Raw genomic sequence first — 16,624 nt, forward strand, 5'->3', positions numbered from 1 at the left:
ACGCCCGCCCGGCGCCCGGTCAACCGAGCCGGGACTCGATGGCGTCCAGCGCGGCCGGCACCGAGTCGACGACGATCAACAGGTCCAACGCCGTACGCCCGACGAAGGCGGTGTCGGCCAACGCCGACAGCCAGGTCAGCAGGCCCTGGTAGAAGCCGTCCGGGTCGACCAGGACGACCGGTTTGCGGTGCAGCCCCAGCACGGCGGTGGTCCAGACCTCGAACAGCTCGTCGAGGGTGCCCAGGCCACCGGGCAGGGTGACGAACGCGTCCGACTTCTCGATCATCAGCGTCTTGCGGCTGGCCATACCGTCGGTGACGACCAGTTCGTCGGACCGGGTGTCGGCCACCTCCAGGTCGACCAGGGTCTGCGGGATCACCCCCAGGGTGTAGCCGCCGCCCGCGCGGGCGCCGTCGGCCAGTGCCCCCATCATGCCGACGCAGCCGCCACCGGATACCAGGCTGTGGCCGCGCGCGGCCAACTCCCGCCCGGTCTCGGCGGCCAGGTCCAGCCAGCGCTGGTCGAGTGTGCGCGACGAGGCGCAGAAGACTCCGATCGCGGTCACGGTGCTCCCCTCATCCCGCCGGCCGGTGATCACCGGCCGGACCCCGGTGGTCGGCCTGCCGTTCGGCGGCGGCCTGCGCCGACGCCGTCTCACGCAGCGAGGCCTGCTCGGCGGCGAGCGCCGCGTCGGCGTCGACGATGTGCCGCACCGCCTCGTTCACGTCGTCGGTCAGGCAGAGCAGGTCGAGGTCGGCCGCGCCGATCTTCCCCTGCTCCTGCATGGTGTCACGCAGCCAGTCGAGCAGGCCGGCCCAGTACCCGGTGCCCATCAGGACGACCGGGAAGCGGGTCACCTTGCCGGTCTGCACCAGGGTCAGCGCCTCGAACAACTCGTCCATCGTGCCGAACCCACCGGGCAGCACCACGAACGCCTGCGCGTACTTGACGAACATCGTCTTGCGGGCGAAGAAATAGCGGAAGTTGATGCCGACCTCGACCCATTCGTTGATGCCCTGTTCGAAGGGCAACTCGATGCCGAGCCCGACCGAGACCCCGCCGGCGGTGGTGGCTCCCCGGTTCGCGGCTTCCATCACGCCCGGACCACCGCCGGTGATCACCGCGTAACCGGCGGCGGCCAGCGCCGCGCCCAGTTCTTCGGCGAGCCGGCACTCCGGACTGTCCGGCCCGCTACGGGCGGATCCGAATACGCTGACCGCCGGCGGCAGATCGGCCAGGGTGTCGAACCCTTCGACGAACTCCGACAGGATGCGTAGCGCCCGCCAGGAGTCCTTGGTCTGCCATTGGGCCCGGGCCCGCGAATCGAGAAGGCCCTGATCGGCGGTGCCGCGCCGGACCGCCTCCCGGCGCAGCGTCACCGCACCCCGATGCCGTTCCGGGCCGGATTCCGCCGGCGCCGCAAGGGTTTCGTCCGACGGCGCAACCGATTCGTCACCTGCCGTGGGCCCGTTGAGTCGATGGTCCATCCGACCAACCGTAGTGGGCGATATCGCGACAGCGTCGGTCCGGGCGCTCGCGTGTCCAGTCCGGACCGGTCCGGGTCGCCGCCGCCGGAGCTGTCGCGGACCGGACGGATTTCCGCGAATTCGGCGTGAGGTGCAACCAAATCGGCTGCGCTTACGTCTTCATTGGCAGATACTGGGAACGCCCGTGCGGCGGGGAGGACGTCGCACGAGGTGCCTTCGGGGGGAGGAGCAACAATGATGACACGTAGCGAACTGATCCGCGTCCGCCGTCAGATGCACCGTCGGATCCGGGCCGTGGTCGCCGAGCGTCGGGTGGCCGGGGGGCGGCCCGACCCGGTGGAGCCGGCGACCGACCCGGTCACCGAGTCCGAGTCGCTGCTACTGCGCTGAACTGGTCGGCCCCGGCGGTCACGCCGGGGCCAGCCAGCAGGTACCGGCCCGGCGGTCACGCCGGGGCCAGCCAGCGGTGGAGCGTCGCGGCGCCCTCGCGGATCTTGTCGATCTCCACCCGCTCGTCCCGGGCGTGGGCCAGGTTGGGGTCCCCCGGGCCGAAGTTCAATGCCGGGATGCCGAGCGCGGCGAACCGGGCCACGTCCGTCCAGCCCAGCTTGGCCACCGCCGGCTGGCCGACCGCGTCGAGGAACTCCCGCGCCGGGGCTGCGGTCAGGCCGGGCAGCGCGCCGCCGGCGCAGTCGACGATCTCCACCGCGAAACCGTCGAAGACCTCCCGGACGTGCTGCTGCGCCTGCTGCTCGTCACGGTCCGGGGCGAACCGGAAGTTGACCTCGACCGCGCACCGGTCCGGGATCACGTTGCCGGCGACCCCGCCCTCGACCCGGACCGCGTTGAGCCCTTCCCGGTAGTGGCAGCCGTCGATGGTGACCTCGCGGGCCCGGTACTCCCCGAGCCGCCGCAGCACCTCACCGGCGGCGTGGATGGCGTTGACGCCACGCCAGGACCGGGCCGAATGCGCCCGGCGACCGGTGGTCACCACCATCGCCCGCAACGTGCCCTGGCAGCCGGCTTCGACCAGGCCGTACGTCGGCTCGTGCAGCACCGCGAAGTCGGCGGCCAGCCACTGCGGGTGCGCCTGCGCCACCAGGCGCAGCCCGTTGAACCGGGAGTCGATCTCCTCGGCCTCGTAGAACAGGTACGTCACGTCGTACCGGGGCGCGTCCACGGTGACGGCCAGGTGCAGCGCGTGCGCCACCCCCGACTTCATGTCCGAGGTGCCGCAGCCGTGGATCGACCCGCCTTCCACCCGGGACGGAAAGTTGTCCGCCAACGGCACCGTGTCCAGGTGCCCGGCGAGCACCACCCGCTGCGCCCGGCCCAGTTCGGTACGGGCCATCACCGTGTTGCCGTACCGTCGGGTGGTCAACCACGGCACCCCGGCCAGCACCTGCTCGACGCAGTCGGCGATCCGCTGCTCGTTGCGCGACACCGACTCGATGTCGACCAACGCACGGGTCAGCGTCACCGGATCGGCCAGGACCTCGGGGGTCAGCGGGTTGTCCATGGCTGGCACGGTACCGTCTCGACAGGGCCGGCCCGTCCGCTGACCGCCCGGTTCGCCCGGATCGACCGCGCACCCGGACCACGGCCGGCGGTGACCCGTACCACGATCGGAAGGCGACAGTTCGGTGACGGTTTCGACGCAGCCCGCCTGGGGCATCGGCCTGGCCACCAGTACCGAGCAGGGACAGGTGCTGGACACCTGGTTCCCGGCCCGTCAGCTGGGCCTCGGGGAACGCCCGCCGGCACCGGCCGGTGAGCCCGGCGAGCTGCCGGCCGGCGTGGTCGGCCCACGCGCGCTGCCGGGGCTGCGTACCGAGGTCGTGGTGGTCGAGATCGGCTCGCTGGCCGACCCGATCAAGGACGTCCCCGACGCGTACCTGCGGTTGCACCTGCTGTCACACCGGCTGGTCCGGCCCAACGAGCTCAACCTGGACGGCGTCTTCGGCCAGCTGGCCAACGTGGCCTGGACCTCCGCCGGGCCGTGCCCGCCGGAGCGGGTCGACGAGCTGCGGATCGTCGAGCGGGCCGCCGGGCGGCACCTGGCCGTGTACGGGGTGGACAAGTTCCCCCGGATGACCGACTACGTGGTGCCGTCCGGGGTGCGCATCGCCGACGCCGACCGGGTCCGCCTCGGCGCCCACCTGGCCGCCGGGACCACCGTCATGCACGAAGGTTTCTGTAACTTCAACGCCGGCACGTTGGGCACCTCGATGGTCGAGGGCCGGATCGTCGCCGGGGTCGTCGTCGGTGACGGCTCCGACGTCGGTGCCGGCGCCTCGATCATGGGCACCCTCTCCGGCGGCGGCACCGAGAAGATCCGGATCGGCGAACGCAGCCTGCTCGGCGCGAACGCGGGCATCGGCATCTCCCTCGGCGACGACTGCGTGGTCGAGGCCGGTTGCTACGTCACCGCCGGTTCAAAGGTCACCCTGCCCGACGGTCGGGTGGTGAAGGCGCGCGAGCTGTCCGGGGTCGACGGGCTGCTGTTCTGGCGCAACTCGGTGACCGGTGGGTTGGAGGCCCGCCCCCGCACCGGCGCCGGGATCACCCTCAACGCCGCCCTGCACGCCAACGACTGACCACCCCCACCTGCCCCCACCCCTCCGCCGCCCCACCCTCACCCACCCCTCACCCCCGCGATCTTGCACTTATCGACGGACAATCTGGACATAAGTTCTCGATAAGCGCAAGATCGCGGAGAGCGGGGCGGGGCGGGCGGGGCGGGCGGGCGGGAGCGGGGTGGGCGGGGACGAGGGGTCAGCGCACCGTGATCCGGTACGCCTGGATGATCGTCTGCTGCACGGTGTTGCCGTCCCGGTCGGTAACCGAGGCCCGCAGCGACACGAACCCGTCGGCGTCCGGATGGTGCACCGACGCGGTCCATCCGGCCTTGGCCGACCGTACCTGCGCCGGCAGCCAGCTGTCGCCGCCGTCGTAGGAGACCTCGACCACCGGTTTACGGACCCCGATGCCGGCCACACCCGGCTGGTGGGCGATGGTGAACGGGATCTGCGCCGCCCGGCCGGCCGGGGCGGTGTTGCCCGCGTCCACCGCCGGCGCGAACCGCACCGCCATCACCGGCAGCGCCGCAACCTGACCCCGGGTCACCGGCCCGGAGGCGAAGGTCCACACCCCGCTGACCGAGGTGGAGAAGTCGCTGACGTCGTGCGTCGCGGCGACCTCCAGCCGGTATTCGGCCTCCGCCCGGGGCACCTCGAACCAGCCGTACCCGGGGTATTCGCTCTCCCCCACCAGCTTGCCGTCGCGGTACAGCGCGGTCCGCCCGCTGTCGGTCAACGCCGATCCGGGATGGCCGTCGGCGTCACCGAACAGCGGCACCTCCACGGCGATCACGTCACCGTCGCGGCGCACCCAGCCACCCGGGTACGTCGTGTCGGCGAACACCGGCCCGTAGGGTGCCACGTTCCAGGTGTCCTGGATCTGCCGTCCCGGCGGGTACCGCTGCGGCATGGAGGTCAACATCGCGGTGAGCTCGCCCCACTGCTGGCCGGGCACCTTCCGGGAAAACTCCAGGTAACCGTTCCAGGTCAACGTGTCGGCGACGCTGTAGTGCTCCACCCGTACGGTGGGCAGTTCGACCGGGGCGACCAGTGCCCACCCGCCGGGGTCGCGCTCGCCGTGGCTGCCGAAGACGGTCCGGTCGGTCGCGTCACCGTGGGCGACGCCCCGGAACCGGTGCCGCACGGTGGCCAGGTCACGCGGGCGGTAGTGCCGGGTGAACCCGGTCGGCAACTGGTCGACGAAGTGCTCGGTCAGGCCGTAGAAGTACGGGCTGCCGACGAAGCCGTCCGCGCCGTCCGGTCGCAGCCACTGGCTGGCGATGGTGGCGGCGAACTCCCCGCGCCGGGGCGGGGCACCGAACTGGCCGGCGGTCAGCCCGTCGAAGGTGTCCGAGAGCAGCCCGACCCCGGCCCCGGCGTTGTTCCGGGTCCAGTAGGCGAAACCGACGTCGACCAGGGCCGGACGGGCGGTCGGCTCCGGCACGGTGACCCGTACCGGCTGGCCGCGCCGACCGTCGAAGGTGACCGCCGTGTCGGCGGTGACCTTCAGGTTCGGCCGGACCAGGACGGCCAGCTCGAGTTCGGCGTCGTCGCCCTCGCCGATCCGGCGCTCGATCATGCTGGACAGGCCGTACCGGCCGGCAGGCAGCCGGACCGTGACCGATCCGGAGCCGTCGGCGCGCCACGGCATCGCGTCGTACGGCTGGTCGAGCCCGATCGCGACGGTCCAGTACGCGTCGGTCGGGGCCCCGGTCTGGTCCAGGTGCGCCAGGGTCAGGTCGTAGCTTTCCACCTCGCGGTTGACGCCGAACGGGGTGACGACGCGGACCCCGTCGGCGCCGGTGGCGACCAGGTGGCCCGAGTAGTAGCCGTCGGGCCCGTCGACGCTGGTGTCGGCGGTGACGACGACCTCGGCGGTGCCCTGGGCCGGTACGGTCACCTCGGTCGCGCCCGCGCTGAACACGCCGGCCGGTGCCGGCGTACCGGTTGGTCCGACGGCGTCGACGGCCAGCGCCAGGGTCTGGTCGGTGCCGGTGGTGTTACGGTAGGTGACCGTCTTCGTGACGGCCTCGTCGTCGTGGTGCGGCCAGGCGGTACGGCCGAAGGAGACGCTCGCCGGGGTGGCGACGACCCGTTGGGTGATCGCGCGGGCCACGTCGACCCGGCCGGCCCCCTGCGGGTAGGCACCCGTACCGGGCTGTGGTGCCGCCGCGCCCATCAGCGCGGCCTTGAGCCGCTGCGCCGACCAGCCGGGGCGGCGCTGGGCCAGCAACGCGACCGCGCCGGTGACGTGCGGCGTCGCCATCGAGGTGCCGGAGGCGGCGACGTAGTGCGCGTCGACCGGGGTGTCCAGCGTGGTGCCGGCGGCACGGGCGGCGACGATGCCGACGCCCGGCGCGGTGATGTCCGGTTTGACCGCGTCGTCGCCGGTGCGCGGGCCCCGGCTGGAGAAGTCGGCCAGGGTGTCGTCGCGGTCCACCGCGCCGACGGTCAGCGCCGCGTCGGCGCTGCCCGGGGAGCCGATACTGGCGTCGGTGCCGGAGTTGCCGGCGGCGATGACGAACAGTGCGCCGGTCTGTGCGGTCAGCGTGTCGACCGCCTCCTCCAGCGGGTCGATCTCCGGGGTGTCCTGGCCGCCGATGCTGAAGTTGATCACCGTGGCCTGCTGGTCGGCGGCGGCCCACTGCATACCGGCCAGCATCGCCGACTCGGTGCACCAGTAGGACTCGCAGACCTTGCCGGAGACGATCGTGGCGTCCGGGGCGACCCCCCGGTTGGCTCCCTCGGAGGCGGCACCGCTGCCCGCGATGATCGACGCCACGTGGGTGCCGTGGCCGACGACGTCGGCCGGGTCCGGGTCCTCGGTGAAGTTCTCCGCGTCGGCGACCCGGCCTGCCAGGTCCGGGTGGTCGGCGTCGACGCCGCTGTCCAGCACGGCCACGGTCACCCCGGCACCGGTGAGCCCGGCGTCGTGGGCCGCTGGCGCGCCGATCTGGCCGACGCTGTGCTCCAGCAGCAGCCGCCGCTTGCCGTCGAGCCAGATCCGGGCGATCCCGGATCCGGCGGCCAGCGAGCGGGACGCGGTGGTCGGCGACCCGGCGGTGGCCCCGGTGACCGCCGTCCAGAGGTCGCCGGCGGTGGCCTTGTCGGCGCTGACGGCGGCCCCGCCGATGGCGGGCAGGTCTCGGGTGATCCGGGTGCCGGCGAGCGCGCCGGTCGCCCGACGGGCGGCGGTGGCCGGGCCGGCGTACTCGACGAGCAGCGGCAGCCGGTCGGTGGCGGCGTCGTGGTAGCCGTACGTGATCAGGTTGGTGACGTTGAACAGGCGTCGGTCGAGCACCCCGGCGCGGATCAGCGGTTGGGCGTCGGTCGGGACGACGTACCGGCCGTCGGCGAGCTGGTAGGTGTGGAAGCGCAGGTGGCGGCGGCCGGGGGCGGGTGCGACGGCGGCGCCGCGGTCGGTCACGGTGATCCGGTCACCGGTGATCAGCGTGACGGTGGTGGCGCCGAGGTCGACGGCGGCTGGGGACGCCGCGCCAGCGGCGGCCGGGCTGGACGGTCGGGCGGCGGCGGGTGCGGCCCCGCCGACGCCGATCAGGCTCGTCGCCAGGACGGCGGCGAGGGTGGCGGCGGTCGTTCTCCTGACTGGATGCAACTGAACCTCCCCGGTAGACGTCGAGTGACGTCAGGGTCGTGATCCGAAGCCCCAGGATTGCATATTCAGTATGTATGTCGATGCCCCAAAACTCGGGACAATAGGGACCGATATCGACGCGCAGTGATCAACTGACCACCCAGGAACGATCAGCCGTCCGCCCAGTCGTCCGCCCAGCAGACGGCCGGCTACGGACGGGCCGGCTACGGACGGGCCGGCTACGGACGGGCCGGCTACGGACGGGCCGGCTACGGACGGGCCGAGCCCACCGGCCGGCCGCCGGCCACCCACGCCGCCGCCGCCGGCTCCGGCAGCGGCCGGGAGAAGAGATAGCCCTGCCCGAAACCACAGCCGAGATCGCCGAGCAGATTCCGCTCCGCCACCGTCTCGATCCCCTCGGCCACCACGGCGAGCTCGAGGTTGTGCGCCAGCCGGATGATCCCGTCCACCAGCGACCGCTGGCGCGCGGAAAAGGCCATCTCCGCCGTGAACGACCGGTCGATCTTCAGTACGTCGATCGGCAGCTGCCGCAGATAGCTCAACGACGAGAAGCCGGTGCCGAAGTCGTCGATGGCCATCCGTACCCCGAGTTCGCGCAGCTGCGCCAGATCGGACCAGATGTCGTCCTCACTGCCCAGCAGCAGGCTCTCGGTCAGCTCCAGCATCACCTGCTCCGGCGGCAGGCCGGCCTCGGTCAGCGCCCGACGTACCGTGCCGACGAACCCGGTGACCCGGAACTGCCGCGCCGAGACGTTCACGCTGATGTACGGCGCGTCCCCCGGCGCCGCACCCACCTGCCACTGGGCGGCCGCCGCGAACGCCCGACGCAGCACCCAGTCCCCGATCGACTCGATCAGGCCGGTCTCCTCGGCCACGTCGATGAACTGGTCCGGGCGCAGTAGCCCCAGCGTCGGGTGCTGCCACCGCAGCAACGCCTCCAGGCCGACCGCGCTGCCGGTGGCCAGTTCCACGATCGGCTGGTACTCGACGACGAAGTCGGTCTCCGGTGCCGCCCGTTCCAACGTCGTGCGCAGCTCCATCCGCCGGACCAGGCTGACGTGCAGGGCCGGCTGGTAGCGCCGCCAGCGTCCCTTGCCCGCCCCCTTCGCCACGTAGAGCGCGAGGTCGGCGTGGCGCAGCAGGTCGTCGGTGCCGCCAGCGTCCTCGGTGGTGGCGACACCGACGCTGACCGCGCCGCCGACCAGGCGGCCGGCCAGCCGGAACGGCTCCGCGAAGGCCGCCACCACCCGCTGGGCGGCCTGCTCCACCTCGGCCGCGTCGACCGCGTCGTCGATCAGAGCAGCGAACTCGTCCCCGCCGAGCCGGGCCGCCGTGTCGGCCGATCCGAGCGTCGCCGCCAACCGGTTGGCCACCGCGACCAGCAACTCGTCGCCGGCCTGGTGTCCGAGGGTGTCGTTGACGACCTTGAAGTCGTCCAGATCGATGAAGAGGACACCGACGGTGTGCCCGCCCCGGTGGGCCCGCGCCACCGCCTGCTGCACCCGGTCGTGGAAGAGCACCCGGTTCGCCAACCCGGTCAGCGAATCGTGGAACGCCCGGTGGGTCAGCTCCTGCTCCAGCCGCCGCCGCTCGGTGACGTCGCGCAGGGTCAGCACCAGGCCCCGTACCGTGCGGTCCGACCGCAGGTCCCGGCAGCTCACCTCGACCTGTACGGTGCTGCCGTCGGCGTGCCGCAACCGCCAGTCCTGCCAGTCGTGTGGCTCGCCGGAGGTCCGGACCAGGTCGAGTCCGTCGATCACCCGGTCGTGATCCTCCGGGTCCACCAGGTCGGTCACCGGTCCGCCGTCCGGTGCCGGGCGGCCGAGCACCGTGCTCACCGCCGGGCTGGCGTACCGGATCCGGGCCTGCCCGTCGACGATCAGGATGATGTCGGCGCTGTTGAGCACCAGGGTGCGGAAGTACGCCTCGGCGTCGCGCCGGTTGATCTCGTCGCTGAGCCGGACCCGTTCCAGCGCCGTCGCGGCGTGACTCGCCAGCACCTCGATGCTGTCGCGCAGCGTACCGAGGACCGGCGTCTCCGCCGCCACCAGCAGCACGCCGGCGCGCGGACCCGCGACGTCGTTGACGCCGGCGGGCCGCCGGCCGGGCTGCGCGGGCACCGTCGCCGGTGTCGTCGGGCGGCGCTCCGGCAGCACCAGCGGGCAGAGCAGCGCGAACGGAAACGACCCGAGTTGCCGGGCCAGCCCCGGGGTGAGGGCCGACCGGCGCAGCATCCGGGACCGCCGGACCGCCGCGCTCGGCGGCAGCAGCGCGTCGCCCGCAGTCGCCGGCACCGACGGCCCCCAGATGCTGGTGGCCAGTGCCGGCACCCCGCCGGCACGGTTGACCACCAGCACCAGCCGGTGGGCGACGCCCTCCGGAACGATCTGCGCCAGGCCGGCACGGACCGCCCGGTCCACCTCGGCCGCGTCGGCGGCGGAGACCAGGGCCGCGCAGGCGTTGCGCAGCCCCTGCTCGCGGCGCACCGTCTGGCGGTGCGCCGCCAGCACGTCACCGAACCGGCTGAGCACCAGCGCGAAGACCACCGCCGAGGTGATGGCCAGCATCGCGCCGTCGCGGACCTGCCCGGTCAGCGACTCGACTAGCAGGATGGTCGGCGCGATCAGCGTGGCCAGGACGAGCAGCACCGCCCACGGCCGACTCACCTTGCCCTGCTCCAGCTCGGCCGGCTCGGACAGCTGCGCCATCGACGGTTGCAGCCCGGCCGCCCCCCAGGTCAGGTAGAGCAGCAGCCAGCCCAGCTCGATCGGTCCGCCCGGCTGCCACGGCCCGCCGAGCGTGGTCAGCCCGTACAGGATGTCGCTGACCAGCATCCCGGCCGCACCGGTCAGCAACAGCAGCAGCGCCGGAGTGCGACGATTCGTGGCCAGCAGCCGAATCGTCACCGCGAGGACCAACAGATCACCGAGCGCGTACGCGGCGAGCAACGACCGTTCGACCGGGCTCAAACCGTCAGCGGTGATGTACGGCCCGACGATGAAGATCCAGGCGAGCAGCGCCGCGGTGCACAGAAATGTGAGAACGTCGAGCAATCTGGCCCGATCGCCGATCTCCCGATTGCCCTGGGTCAGCAGGAACAACCCCACTGCGGTGAGGACGAAAACCGCGAGGTAGAAAAGCTCGGCGAGCACCGCGCCGGGACGCAGGGCGTACGTCGTGTCGCCGGCGGCCAGAGCGACCACCGCAGCCGCCAGGCACCACCAGGCGGCCGGCCGCTTCGGCCGGTGCCGCCGCAGGCCGACGACGATTCCACCGGCGCTGAACGCGCCGAGGAGCGGCCAGAGGACCGGATGCCAGGCAGGGGCCGCGAAGATCCCCGCCGACAACAGGATCATCACACCGACGTACGCGCCGGTGAATTTTCGGACCGACACGAGCCTCCCCTCTGGCCGGACGCGGACGAACGCCGGACGACGGTCGACACGCCGGTGCCCGGCGCACATCCGGCACGCGGCTACACATCCACCGCTCGGTTTACCAGTCCGACAAGGAGTTGGCCATACTTCTGCCGGTCAATGGTCGTCGAACGATGGGTCGTAAGGGACCCGGATGCGATTTCCCGATTGCGTCGGCGACCGTCCGGTAATACGGCACCACCTGGGCTGATCATTGGCGCCGGGCGGCGCAGCGGTCACCGCGCCAGGCTGCGCGGCCGTCACCGCGCCAGGTCCAGTACCGCCGGGGCGGAGATGGTGAACCGGGCCTCCACGACGGCGTGCACCGTCTGCGTCTGCGGATCGAGGTCGAGATGCGGGACATCGTCGGCGGCCAGCTCCGTCGCGGCGAACGTCCGGCCGGCGGCGCGCAACATCATCGGCTGCGGTGCCGCCATGCCGTGATCGGCCAGCTCCACCAACCCGGTCACCTCGGCACCGAGGGCCTCGGCGTAGTCGCGGGCCCGGGCGATCGCCTCGTCGATCGCCGCCCGACGCGCCTGGCCGTGCACCGGACTGGTCGGCCGCAGCGCCCACCAGGGACCGCTGACCTGCACCTGGTCCTGGTCGGCCAGGCGCAGCATCAGCTCACCGAGAATGGTGAAGTCGACCACGGTGACGGTGGTGGTCACGCTGGCGTGGTAGGCGGCGACCCGCTCACCGGAGCGTTTCCACTCCGGACGTACCTGCAGGGCACCGGACTCGCGGCGCTCGATCGCCGGACCGTACCCGTCGATCAGGGCACGCACCGCGTCGCCCCGCTCGGCCAGTCGGGCCAGGGTGCCCGGCCGGTCCTTGCCACGTGCCGAGGCCGTCACCGCGAACCGGGCGAGCTCGGGGGCGACCTCACGGACCACCTCGCCGCGTACCGCCACCACCGGAGCGCCCGCCATCGCACCAGCCTAGCCGAGCCGGGCCACGGCGGCGGCCACCCGCTCGTCGGTCGCCGTCAACGCGACCCGGACGTGCCGCTCCCCCGCAGGTCCGTAGAAGGCGCCGGGTGCGGCCAGGATGCCCCGATCGGCGAACCAGTCGACCGTCGCCCAGCTGTCCTCACCCCGGGTGATCCACAGGTACAGGCCGGCGGTCGAGTGGGTCACGGTGAAGCCCGCCCCGGTCAGTGCCGTACGGAGCAGTTCCCGGCGGGCCGCGTACCGCTTCAGCTGGTCGGCCACGTGGGTCTCGTCGGTCAGGGCGGCGATCATCGCCGCCTGCACCGGCGCCGGCACGATCATCCCGGCATGTTTGCGGACCGCGAGCAGCTCGGCGACCAGGGCCGGATCGCCGGCGACGAAACCGGCCCGGTACCCGGCCAGGTTGCTGCGTTTGGACAACGAGTGCACGGCGAGCAGACCGGTCAGGTCCCCGCCGCAGACCTCGTCGTGCAGCACCGAGACCGGCTCGGCCTCCCAGCCCAGCGCGTGGTAACACTCGTCACTGGCGACCACCGCGCCGCGCTCGCGTGCCCAGTCGACGACCTTGCGCAGGTGGCCGGTGGGCAGCACCTGCCCGGTCGGATTGCCGGGCGAGTTGACCCAGACCAGACCGACCCGGCTGATCGGCCCGAGGGCGGTGAGCGAATCGGTCCGCACCACCTCGGCACCGGCCAGCCGTGCCCCGACCTCGTAGGTCGGGTAGCAGACCGACGGCACCACCACGACGTCGCCGGGGCCGAGCCCGAGCAACGTCGGCAGCCAGGCGACCAGCTCCTTGGAGCCGATCGTCGGCAGCACTCCGAGCCCGTCGACGGACGCACCGCACTCCCGGACGCACCAGTCGCGGATCGCCCCGCGCAGCGGCGGGCTACCCGCCGTCAGCGGGTAGCCCGGGGTGTCGGTGGTGCCCCGCAACGCCGCCTGGACGGTGGCCGGCACCGGGTCGACCGGCGTGCCGACCGACAGGTCGACGATGCCGTCCGGGTGGGCGGCGGCACGGACCTTGACCGGCTCCAGCCGGTCCCAGGGAAAGTCCGGCAGACCGGCGGCGAGGGATCCGCCACCGGTCACGGTCCGCCGCCCGGCCACGAGCTCCGCCGGCGTCGCGGTCAGTGCCCCTCCCCGCGCGGCGGCTGCCCCGCGACGAACGGAGTGTCCTTCTCGATCTTGCCGACCTTGGAGGCGCCACCGGGCGAACCGAGATCCTCGAAGAACTCGTAGTTCGCGGTGGTGTAGTCCTTCCACTGCTCCGGCACGTCGTCCTCGTAGAAGATGGCTTCCACCGGGCAGACCGGCTCGCAGGCACCGCAGTCGACGCACTCATCGGGGTGGATGTAGAGCATCCGGTTGCCCTCGTAGATGCAGTCGACCGGGCATTCCTCGATGCACGCCTTGTCGAGCACATCGACGCACGGCTCGGCGATGATGTATGTCACTGGCCTTCCTTCCCGCACGACATGCCGCGATCGCCCGCGGCCGTAACGAGCCTAGTATCTCGCCGGGGAGGGGGTCGATCGTGCTCCGGAGACAAGATGTGGGACGCCGCGTGGTAGTCCGCACGAACACCGGTACCGGTGCGGACCGGCCGCGCTACACCGACCTGCTCGGCCTGCTCGTCGAGTTGACCGGGACCGACCTCACGGTGCTCACCCGGCACGGGCCCCGGCAGGTCCCGCTCGCCCGGGTGCACCGGGCGAAACTGGTGCCACCAGCACCGGCCGCCGCCGCCGGAAGCCGGGCCGAAGCCACCGCCGGAAGCCGGGCCGGAGCCACCGCCGGAAGCCGGGCCGGAGCCGGGGCGATGGCCGACCCGGCCGAGGTACACCGACTGGAGGCGGCGGCCAACGAGTCGTGGCCGGCGCCGGTGCAGCAGCGGCTCGGCGACTGGCTGCTGCGGGCCGCCGACGGCTGGACCGGTCGGGCCAACACCGCGCTACCGCTGGGCGACCCCGGCCGGCCACTGGCCGACGCGGTCGACGCGGTGACCGACTGGTACGCCGCCCGTGCCCTGCCGGCGCAGTTCAACGTACCGTTGCCGGCCGCCGCCGACGTGGCCGCCGTGCTCGCCGACCGGAGCTGGCAGGCCCGGCCGCTGGTACTGGTCCAGACCGCCGACCTGGCCGACCTGCGCACCCGAGCCGACGCGATGAACGCCGGCCCCGACGCGATGAACGACGGCGCGACGGCCGCCCGCGCCGACCTGCCGCCGGTACGGCTGGCGTACGAACCGGACGCGGACTGGCTGAGCGTCGTGGCGGCGCGCAAGTCCGCCGGGGAGTCACTACCGGCCGCCGCCCACCAGCTGCTCACCGGCGCGCCACACGTCCGGTTCGCCCAGATCCACGACGCCGGCACCCTGATCGCCGTGGCCCGGGCCACGGTCAGCGCCGACCGTCACTGGTGCGGCGTGTCGCTGCTGGAGGTGGCCCCGGCCGCCCGGCGTCGTGGCCTGGCCCGCCATCTGCTGGGCACGATCGCCGGCTGGGCGCACGACGACATGGGCGCACGACGCGCCTTCCTCCAGGTCGAGCAGCGCAACCCGGCGACGGCGCTCTACACCCGGCTGGGCTTCACCACCCACCACGTGTACGTGCCGTGGGGTCAGGTCAGCGACGCACCACCCGGCGGGGCTTGCTGAGCTTCGTCTCGGCGTAGCGCTGCAGCGACTGCGACCGGTGGTCCAGGCCGAGCGTGATCAGCACCAGATAGCCGAGCAGCGCGCCACCGGCGGAACACCCGCCGTAGAGCCACACCTGTGAGAAGAAGGCACCCGCGCCGTTGGCGAACGGATGCCCGCCGCTGACGAACGGGCCGACCAGGACGGTCAGCAGCAGGCCGATCAGCACCGCCAGCGCCAGGTCGCCACCCCAGCGCTCCACCGGCCGGCGCCGGCCCCAGACGAACGCGACCGTACCGAGCACGAGCCCGATCACCACGAACATCGCCAACGTCAGCCGGTCCTGCGCCTCGGTGTCGGTGCCGAACGCGAACCGGGCGACCAGTCGGGCCACCACGTTGATCGCGAACAACCCGACGGCCAGGATCCCGACCGGCAGCCACCGCTGCCTCATCTCCACCTCCCGGATGCGGAACCGGGAACACTCTCCCGGTACCGGGAATAGTAGAAGCCGTGACCCTTCGGCGTCAGCTCCGCGCACCCGGGCCGGGTGCCGGACGTGGCGACAGGATCGCCCGGAAGGCGATCACCGCGTACGCGATCGCCCCGGCGAAGATCGTCGCGAAGCCGACCCAGTTGTCCCCGGCCAGCAGGATGTCCCCCTCGGTGGTCCCGCCGGCGGCGAGCACCATCACCGCGAACCAGGCGGCCGCCGGCACCGCCACCGCCCACCGGGCCCCCACCGCCCGGATGGCGAACCAGCTGACCAGCACGTTGCCGACCACCGCCAGCAGCACCGACAGGCCGACCAGGTGACCGCCGAGGCGGACCGTGGCGAACTGCAACTCCAGCACCGCGGTGAGCACCGCCGCGACCACCGCGACGGCACCACCGAGGACCCGTACCGTCAGATCCGCCAGCCGGTGCAGCCGGCCCGGTACCGTCGGCGCGGCCGCCGGCACCGGCTGCTCCTGCGTCGCGGACATCGGACCGGACCCACCGGGCCAGGTCACCGCTGCGGCACCTCGGCGACCGGCAGCCCGGCGAACAGGTCGCTCTCCCAGCCGTACGGCCCCTCACCGGGACCGCGTTCGCCGTGGGCGAGGGTGAAGTACTCCATGCCCATGAACTCGCCACCGATGTTGCCGGCCAGCGCGTACAGCCAGGAGTCGGCCGGGATCTGGGTGGCGTGCGCCCGCATCGCGGCCAGCTTCGCCGGGTAGTGGTCGGTGCCATCGACACGGGCGGCGATCTCCGGATCGGGGGTGCCGAACGGCAGGTCGTCGACCTGCTCCACGCCGGCGAACGGATTGTTCGCCGCGCCCCGGAAAGCGTCGATTCCGGCCGCCAGCACGCTCTTCGGCATGGCCGTGAAATAGATCTTGTCGGGAGCGATTCCCTCGGCCGCGGCCAACTCGACCGCCCGCATCGTGACCCGGTGCGCCTGGATGTGGTCCGGGTGGCCGTAGAAGCCGTTGTCGTCGTAGGTGATCACCACCTGGGGGCGGACCTCGCGCACGACCTCCATCAGGTATCCGGCGGCCTCGTCGAGGTCGGCCTGCCAGAACGCCCGCGAATGGTCGTTGGTCGCCAACCCCATCATCCCGGAGTCACGGTAGCGGCCGGCACCGCCGAGGAACCGGTGGTCGGTCACGCCCAGGGCGGCGCAGGCGGCGGCCAGCTCGGCGATCCGCAGGCCGCCGAGCTGATCGGCGGCACCGGCGGCCAGACCGGCGAACTCGGGTACGTGGATCTCACCTTCCTCGCCGAGGGTGCAGGTCACCAGCGTGACGTGGGCACCGGCGGCGGCGTACCGGGCCATCGTGGCACCGGTGCCGATCGTCTCGTCGTCGGGATGGGCGTGCACCAGCAGAAGCCGATGGGCGGCGGCAAGGTTGGTCACTCGGGGAACTTTACGCCGGACGGGCACCTGCG

14 protein-coding genes are annotated in these 16,624 nt (G+C 72.6%); 3 read left to right on the forward strand and 11 right to left on the reverse strand.

All coding sequences use genetic code 11. From position 1 onward, the window contains the following. Positions 1 to 19: 19 nt before the first annotated feature. Both ACN28F_RS09640 and ACN28F_RS09645 read right to left on the reverse strand, forming a co-directional pair. A complete protein-coding gene (locus ACN28F_RS09640) occupies positions 20 to 565 on the reverse strand; it encodes a TIGR00730 family Rossman fold protein (protein ID WP_289207694.1) in 546 nt (181 codons plus the stop codon). Positions 566 to 575: 10 nt separating this feature from the next. Then, positions 576 to 1,487, reverse strand: a complete 912-nt coding sequence (locus tag ACN28F_RS09645; protein WP_289207695.1) for a TIGR00730 family Rossman fold protein — start codon at positions 1,485 to 1,487, stop codon at positions 576 to 578. 237 nt (positions 1,488 to 1,724) lie between these two features. Between ACN28F_RS09645 and ACN28F_RS09650 the strand changes: the two genes are divergently transcribed. Next, positions 1,725 to 1,877 carry a hypothetical protein gene (locus ACN28F_RS09650; RefSeq protein ID WP_282225699.1) on the forward strand — a complete coding sequence of 51 codons (153 nt, stop codon included), beginning with the start codon at positions 1,725 to 1,727 and terminating at the stop codon, positions 1,875 to 1,877. Between the two features lie 55 nt (positions 1,878 to 1,932). Here ACN28F_RS09650 and dapE read toward each other — a convergent pair whose 3' ends face one another. Next, positions 1,933 to 3,006, reverse strand: a complete 1,074-nt coding sequence (dapE, locus tag ACN28F_RS09655) for a succinyl-diaminopimelate desuccinylase (protein WP_289207697.1) — start codon at positions 3,004 to 3,006, stop codon at positions 1,933 to 1,935. A 124-nt stretch (positions 3,007 to 3,130) separates the two neighbouring features. Between dapE and dapD the strand changes: the two genes are divergently transcribed. Further along, on the forward strand, positions 3,131 to 4,084 hold the full coding sequence (gene dapD / locus ACN28F_RS09660; protein ID WP_421357507.1) for a 2,3,4,5-tetrahydropyridine-2,6-dicarboxylate N-succinyltransferase: 954 nt from the start codon (positions 3,131 to 3,133) through the stop codon (positions 4,082 to 4,084). A gap of 178 nt (positions 4,085 to 4,262) precedes the next feature. Here the strand turns inward: dapD and ACN28F_RS09665 are convergent, their stop codons facing one another. The 5 genes from ACN28F_RS09665 to fdxA all read right to left on the reverse strand — a co-directional run bounded on the left by ACN28F_RS09665 (position 4,263) and on the right by fdxA (position 13,508). Beyond that, positions 4,263 to 7,682, reverse strand: a complete 3,420-nt coding sequence (locus ACN28F_RS09665; protein ID WP_289207699.1) for a S8 family serine peptidase — start codon at positions 7,680 to 7,682, stop codon at positions 4,263 to 4,265. 248 nt (positions 7,683 to 7,930) lie between these two features. After that, a complete protein-coding gene (locus ACN28F_RS09670; protein ID WP_421357508.1) occupies positions 7,931 to 11,077 on the reverse strand; it encodes a putative bifunctional diguanylate cyclase/phosphodiesterase in 3,147 nt (1,048 codons plus the stop codon). A gap of 281 nt (positions 11,078 to 11,358) precedes the next feature. Then, positions 11,359 to 12,030, reverse strand: coding sequence for an SIMPL domain-containing protein (locus ACN28F_RS09675; RefSeq protein WP_289207701.1), 672 nt, complete (start codon positions 12,028 to 12,030; stop codon positions 11,359 to 11,361). A 9-nt stretch (positions 12,031 to 12,039) separates the two neighbouring features. Continuing rightward, the gene (gene dapC / locus ACN28F_RS09680) at positions 12,040 to 13,161 is read right to left on the reverse strand and encodes a succinyldiaminopimelate transaminase (RefSeq protein ID WP_421357509.1); all 1,122 of its coding nucleotides are present in this window, start codon (positions 13,159 to 13,161) and stop codon (positions 12,040 to 12,042) included. A 20-nt stretch (positions 13,162 to 13,181) separates the two neighbouring features. Continuing rightward, the gene (gene fdxA, locus ACN28F_RS09685; RefSeq protein WP_282225692.1) at positions 13,182 to 13,508 is read right to left on the reverse strand and encodes a ferredoxin; all 327 of its coding nucleotides are present in this window, start codon (positions 13,506 to 13,508) and stop codon (positions 13,182 to 13,184) included. An 80-nt stretch (positions 13,509 to 13,588) separates the two neighbouring features. On the opposite strand from fdxA, the gene ACN28F_RS09690 reads away from it, so the two are divergent. Further along, positions 13,589 to 14,710, forward strand: coding sequence for a GNAT family N-acetyltransferase (locus ACN28F_RS09690; protein WP_421357510.1), 1,122 nt, complete (start codon positions 13,589 to 13,591; stop codon positions 14,708 to 14,710). Here the strand turns inward: ACN28F_RS09690 and ACN28F_RS09695 are convergent. From ACN28F_RS09695 to mshB, 3 genes are all read right to left on the reverse strand, one after another. Further along, positions 14,679 to 15,143 (reverse strand): hypothetical protein, encoded by a 465-nt coding sequence (locus tag ACN28F_RS09695; RefSeq protein ID WP_289207704.1) that lies wholly within the window; start codon positions 15,141 to 15,143, stop codon positions 14,679 to 14,681. The genes ACN28F_RS09690 and ACN28F_RS09695 overlap by 32 nt on opposite strands. A gap of 73 nt (positions 15,144 to 15,216) precedes the next feature. Beyond that, positions 15,217 to 15,675 (reverse strand): hypothetical protein, encoded by a 459-nt coding sequence (locus tag ACN28F_RS09700; protein ID WP_289207705.1) that lies wholly within the window; start codon positions 15,673 to 15,675, stop codon positions 15,217 to 15,219. 23 nt (positions 15,676 to 15,698) lie between these two features. Further along, the gene (gene mshB / locus ACN28F_RS09705) at positions 15,699 to 16,592 is read right to left on the reverse strand and encodes an N-acetyl-1-D-myo-inositol-2-amino-2-deoxy-alpha-D-glucopyranoside deacetylase (protein ID WP_289207706.1); all 894 of its coding nucleotides are present in this window, start codon (positions 16,590 to 16,592) and stop codon (positions 15,699 to 15,701) included. Between the last annotated feature and the right edge of the window lie 32 nt (positions 16,593 to 16,624).

It is taken from the genome of Solwaraspora sp. WMMA2101, assembly GCF_049179175.1.
GTDB lineage: Bacteria > Actinomycetota > Actinomycetes > Mycobacteriales > Micromonosporaceae > Micromonospora_E.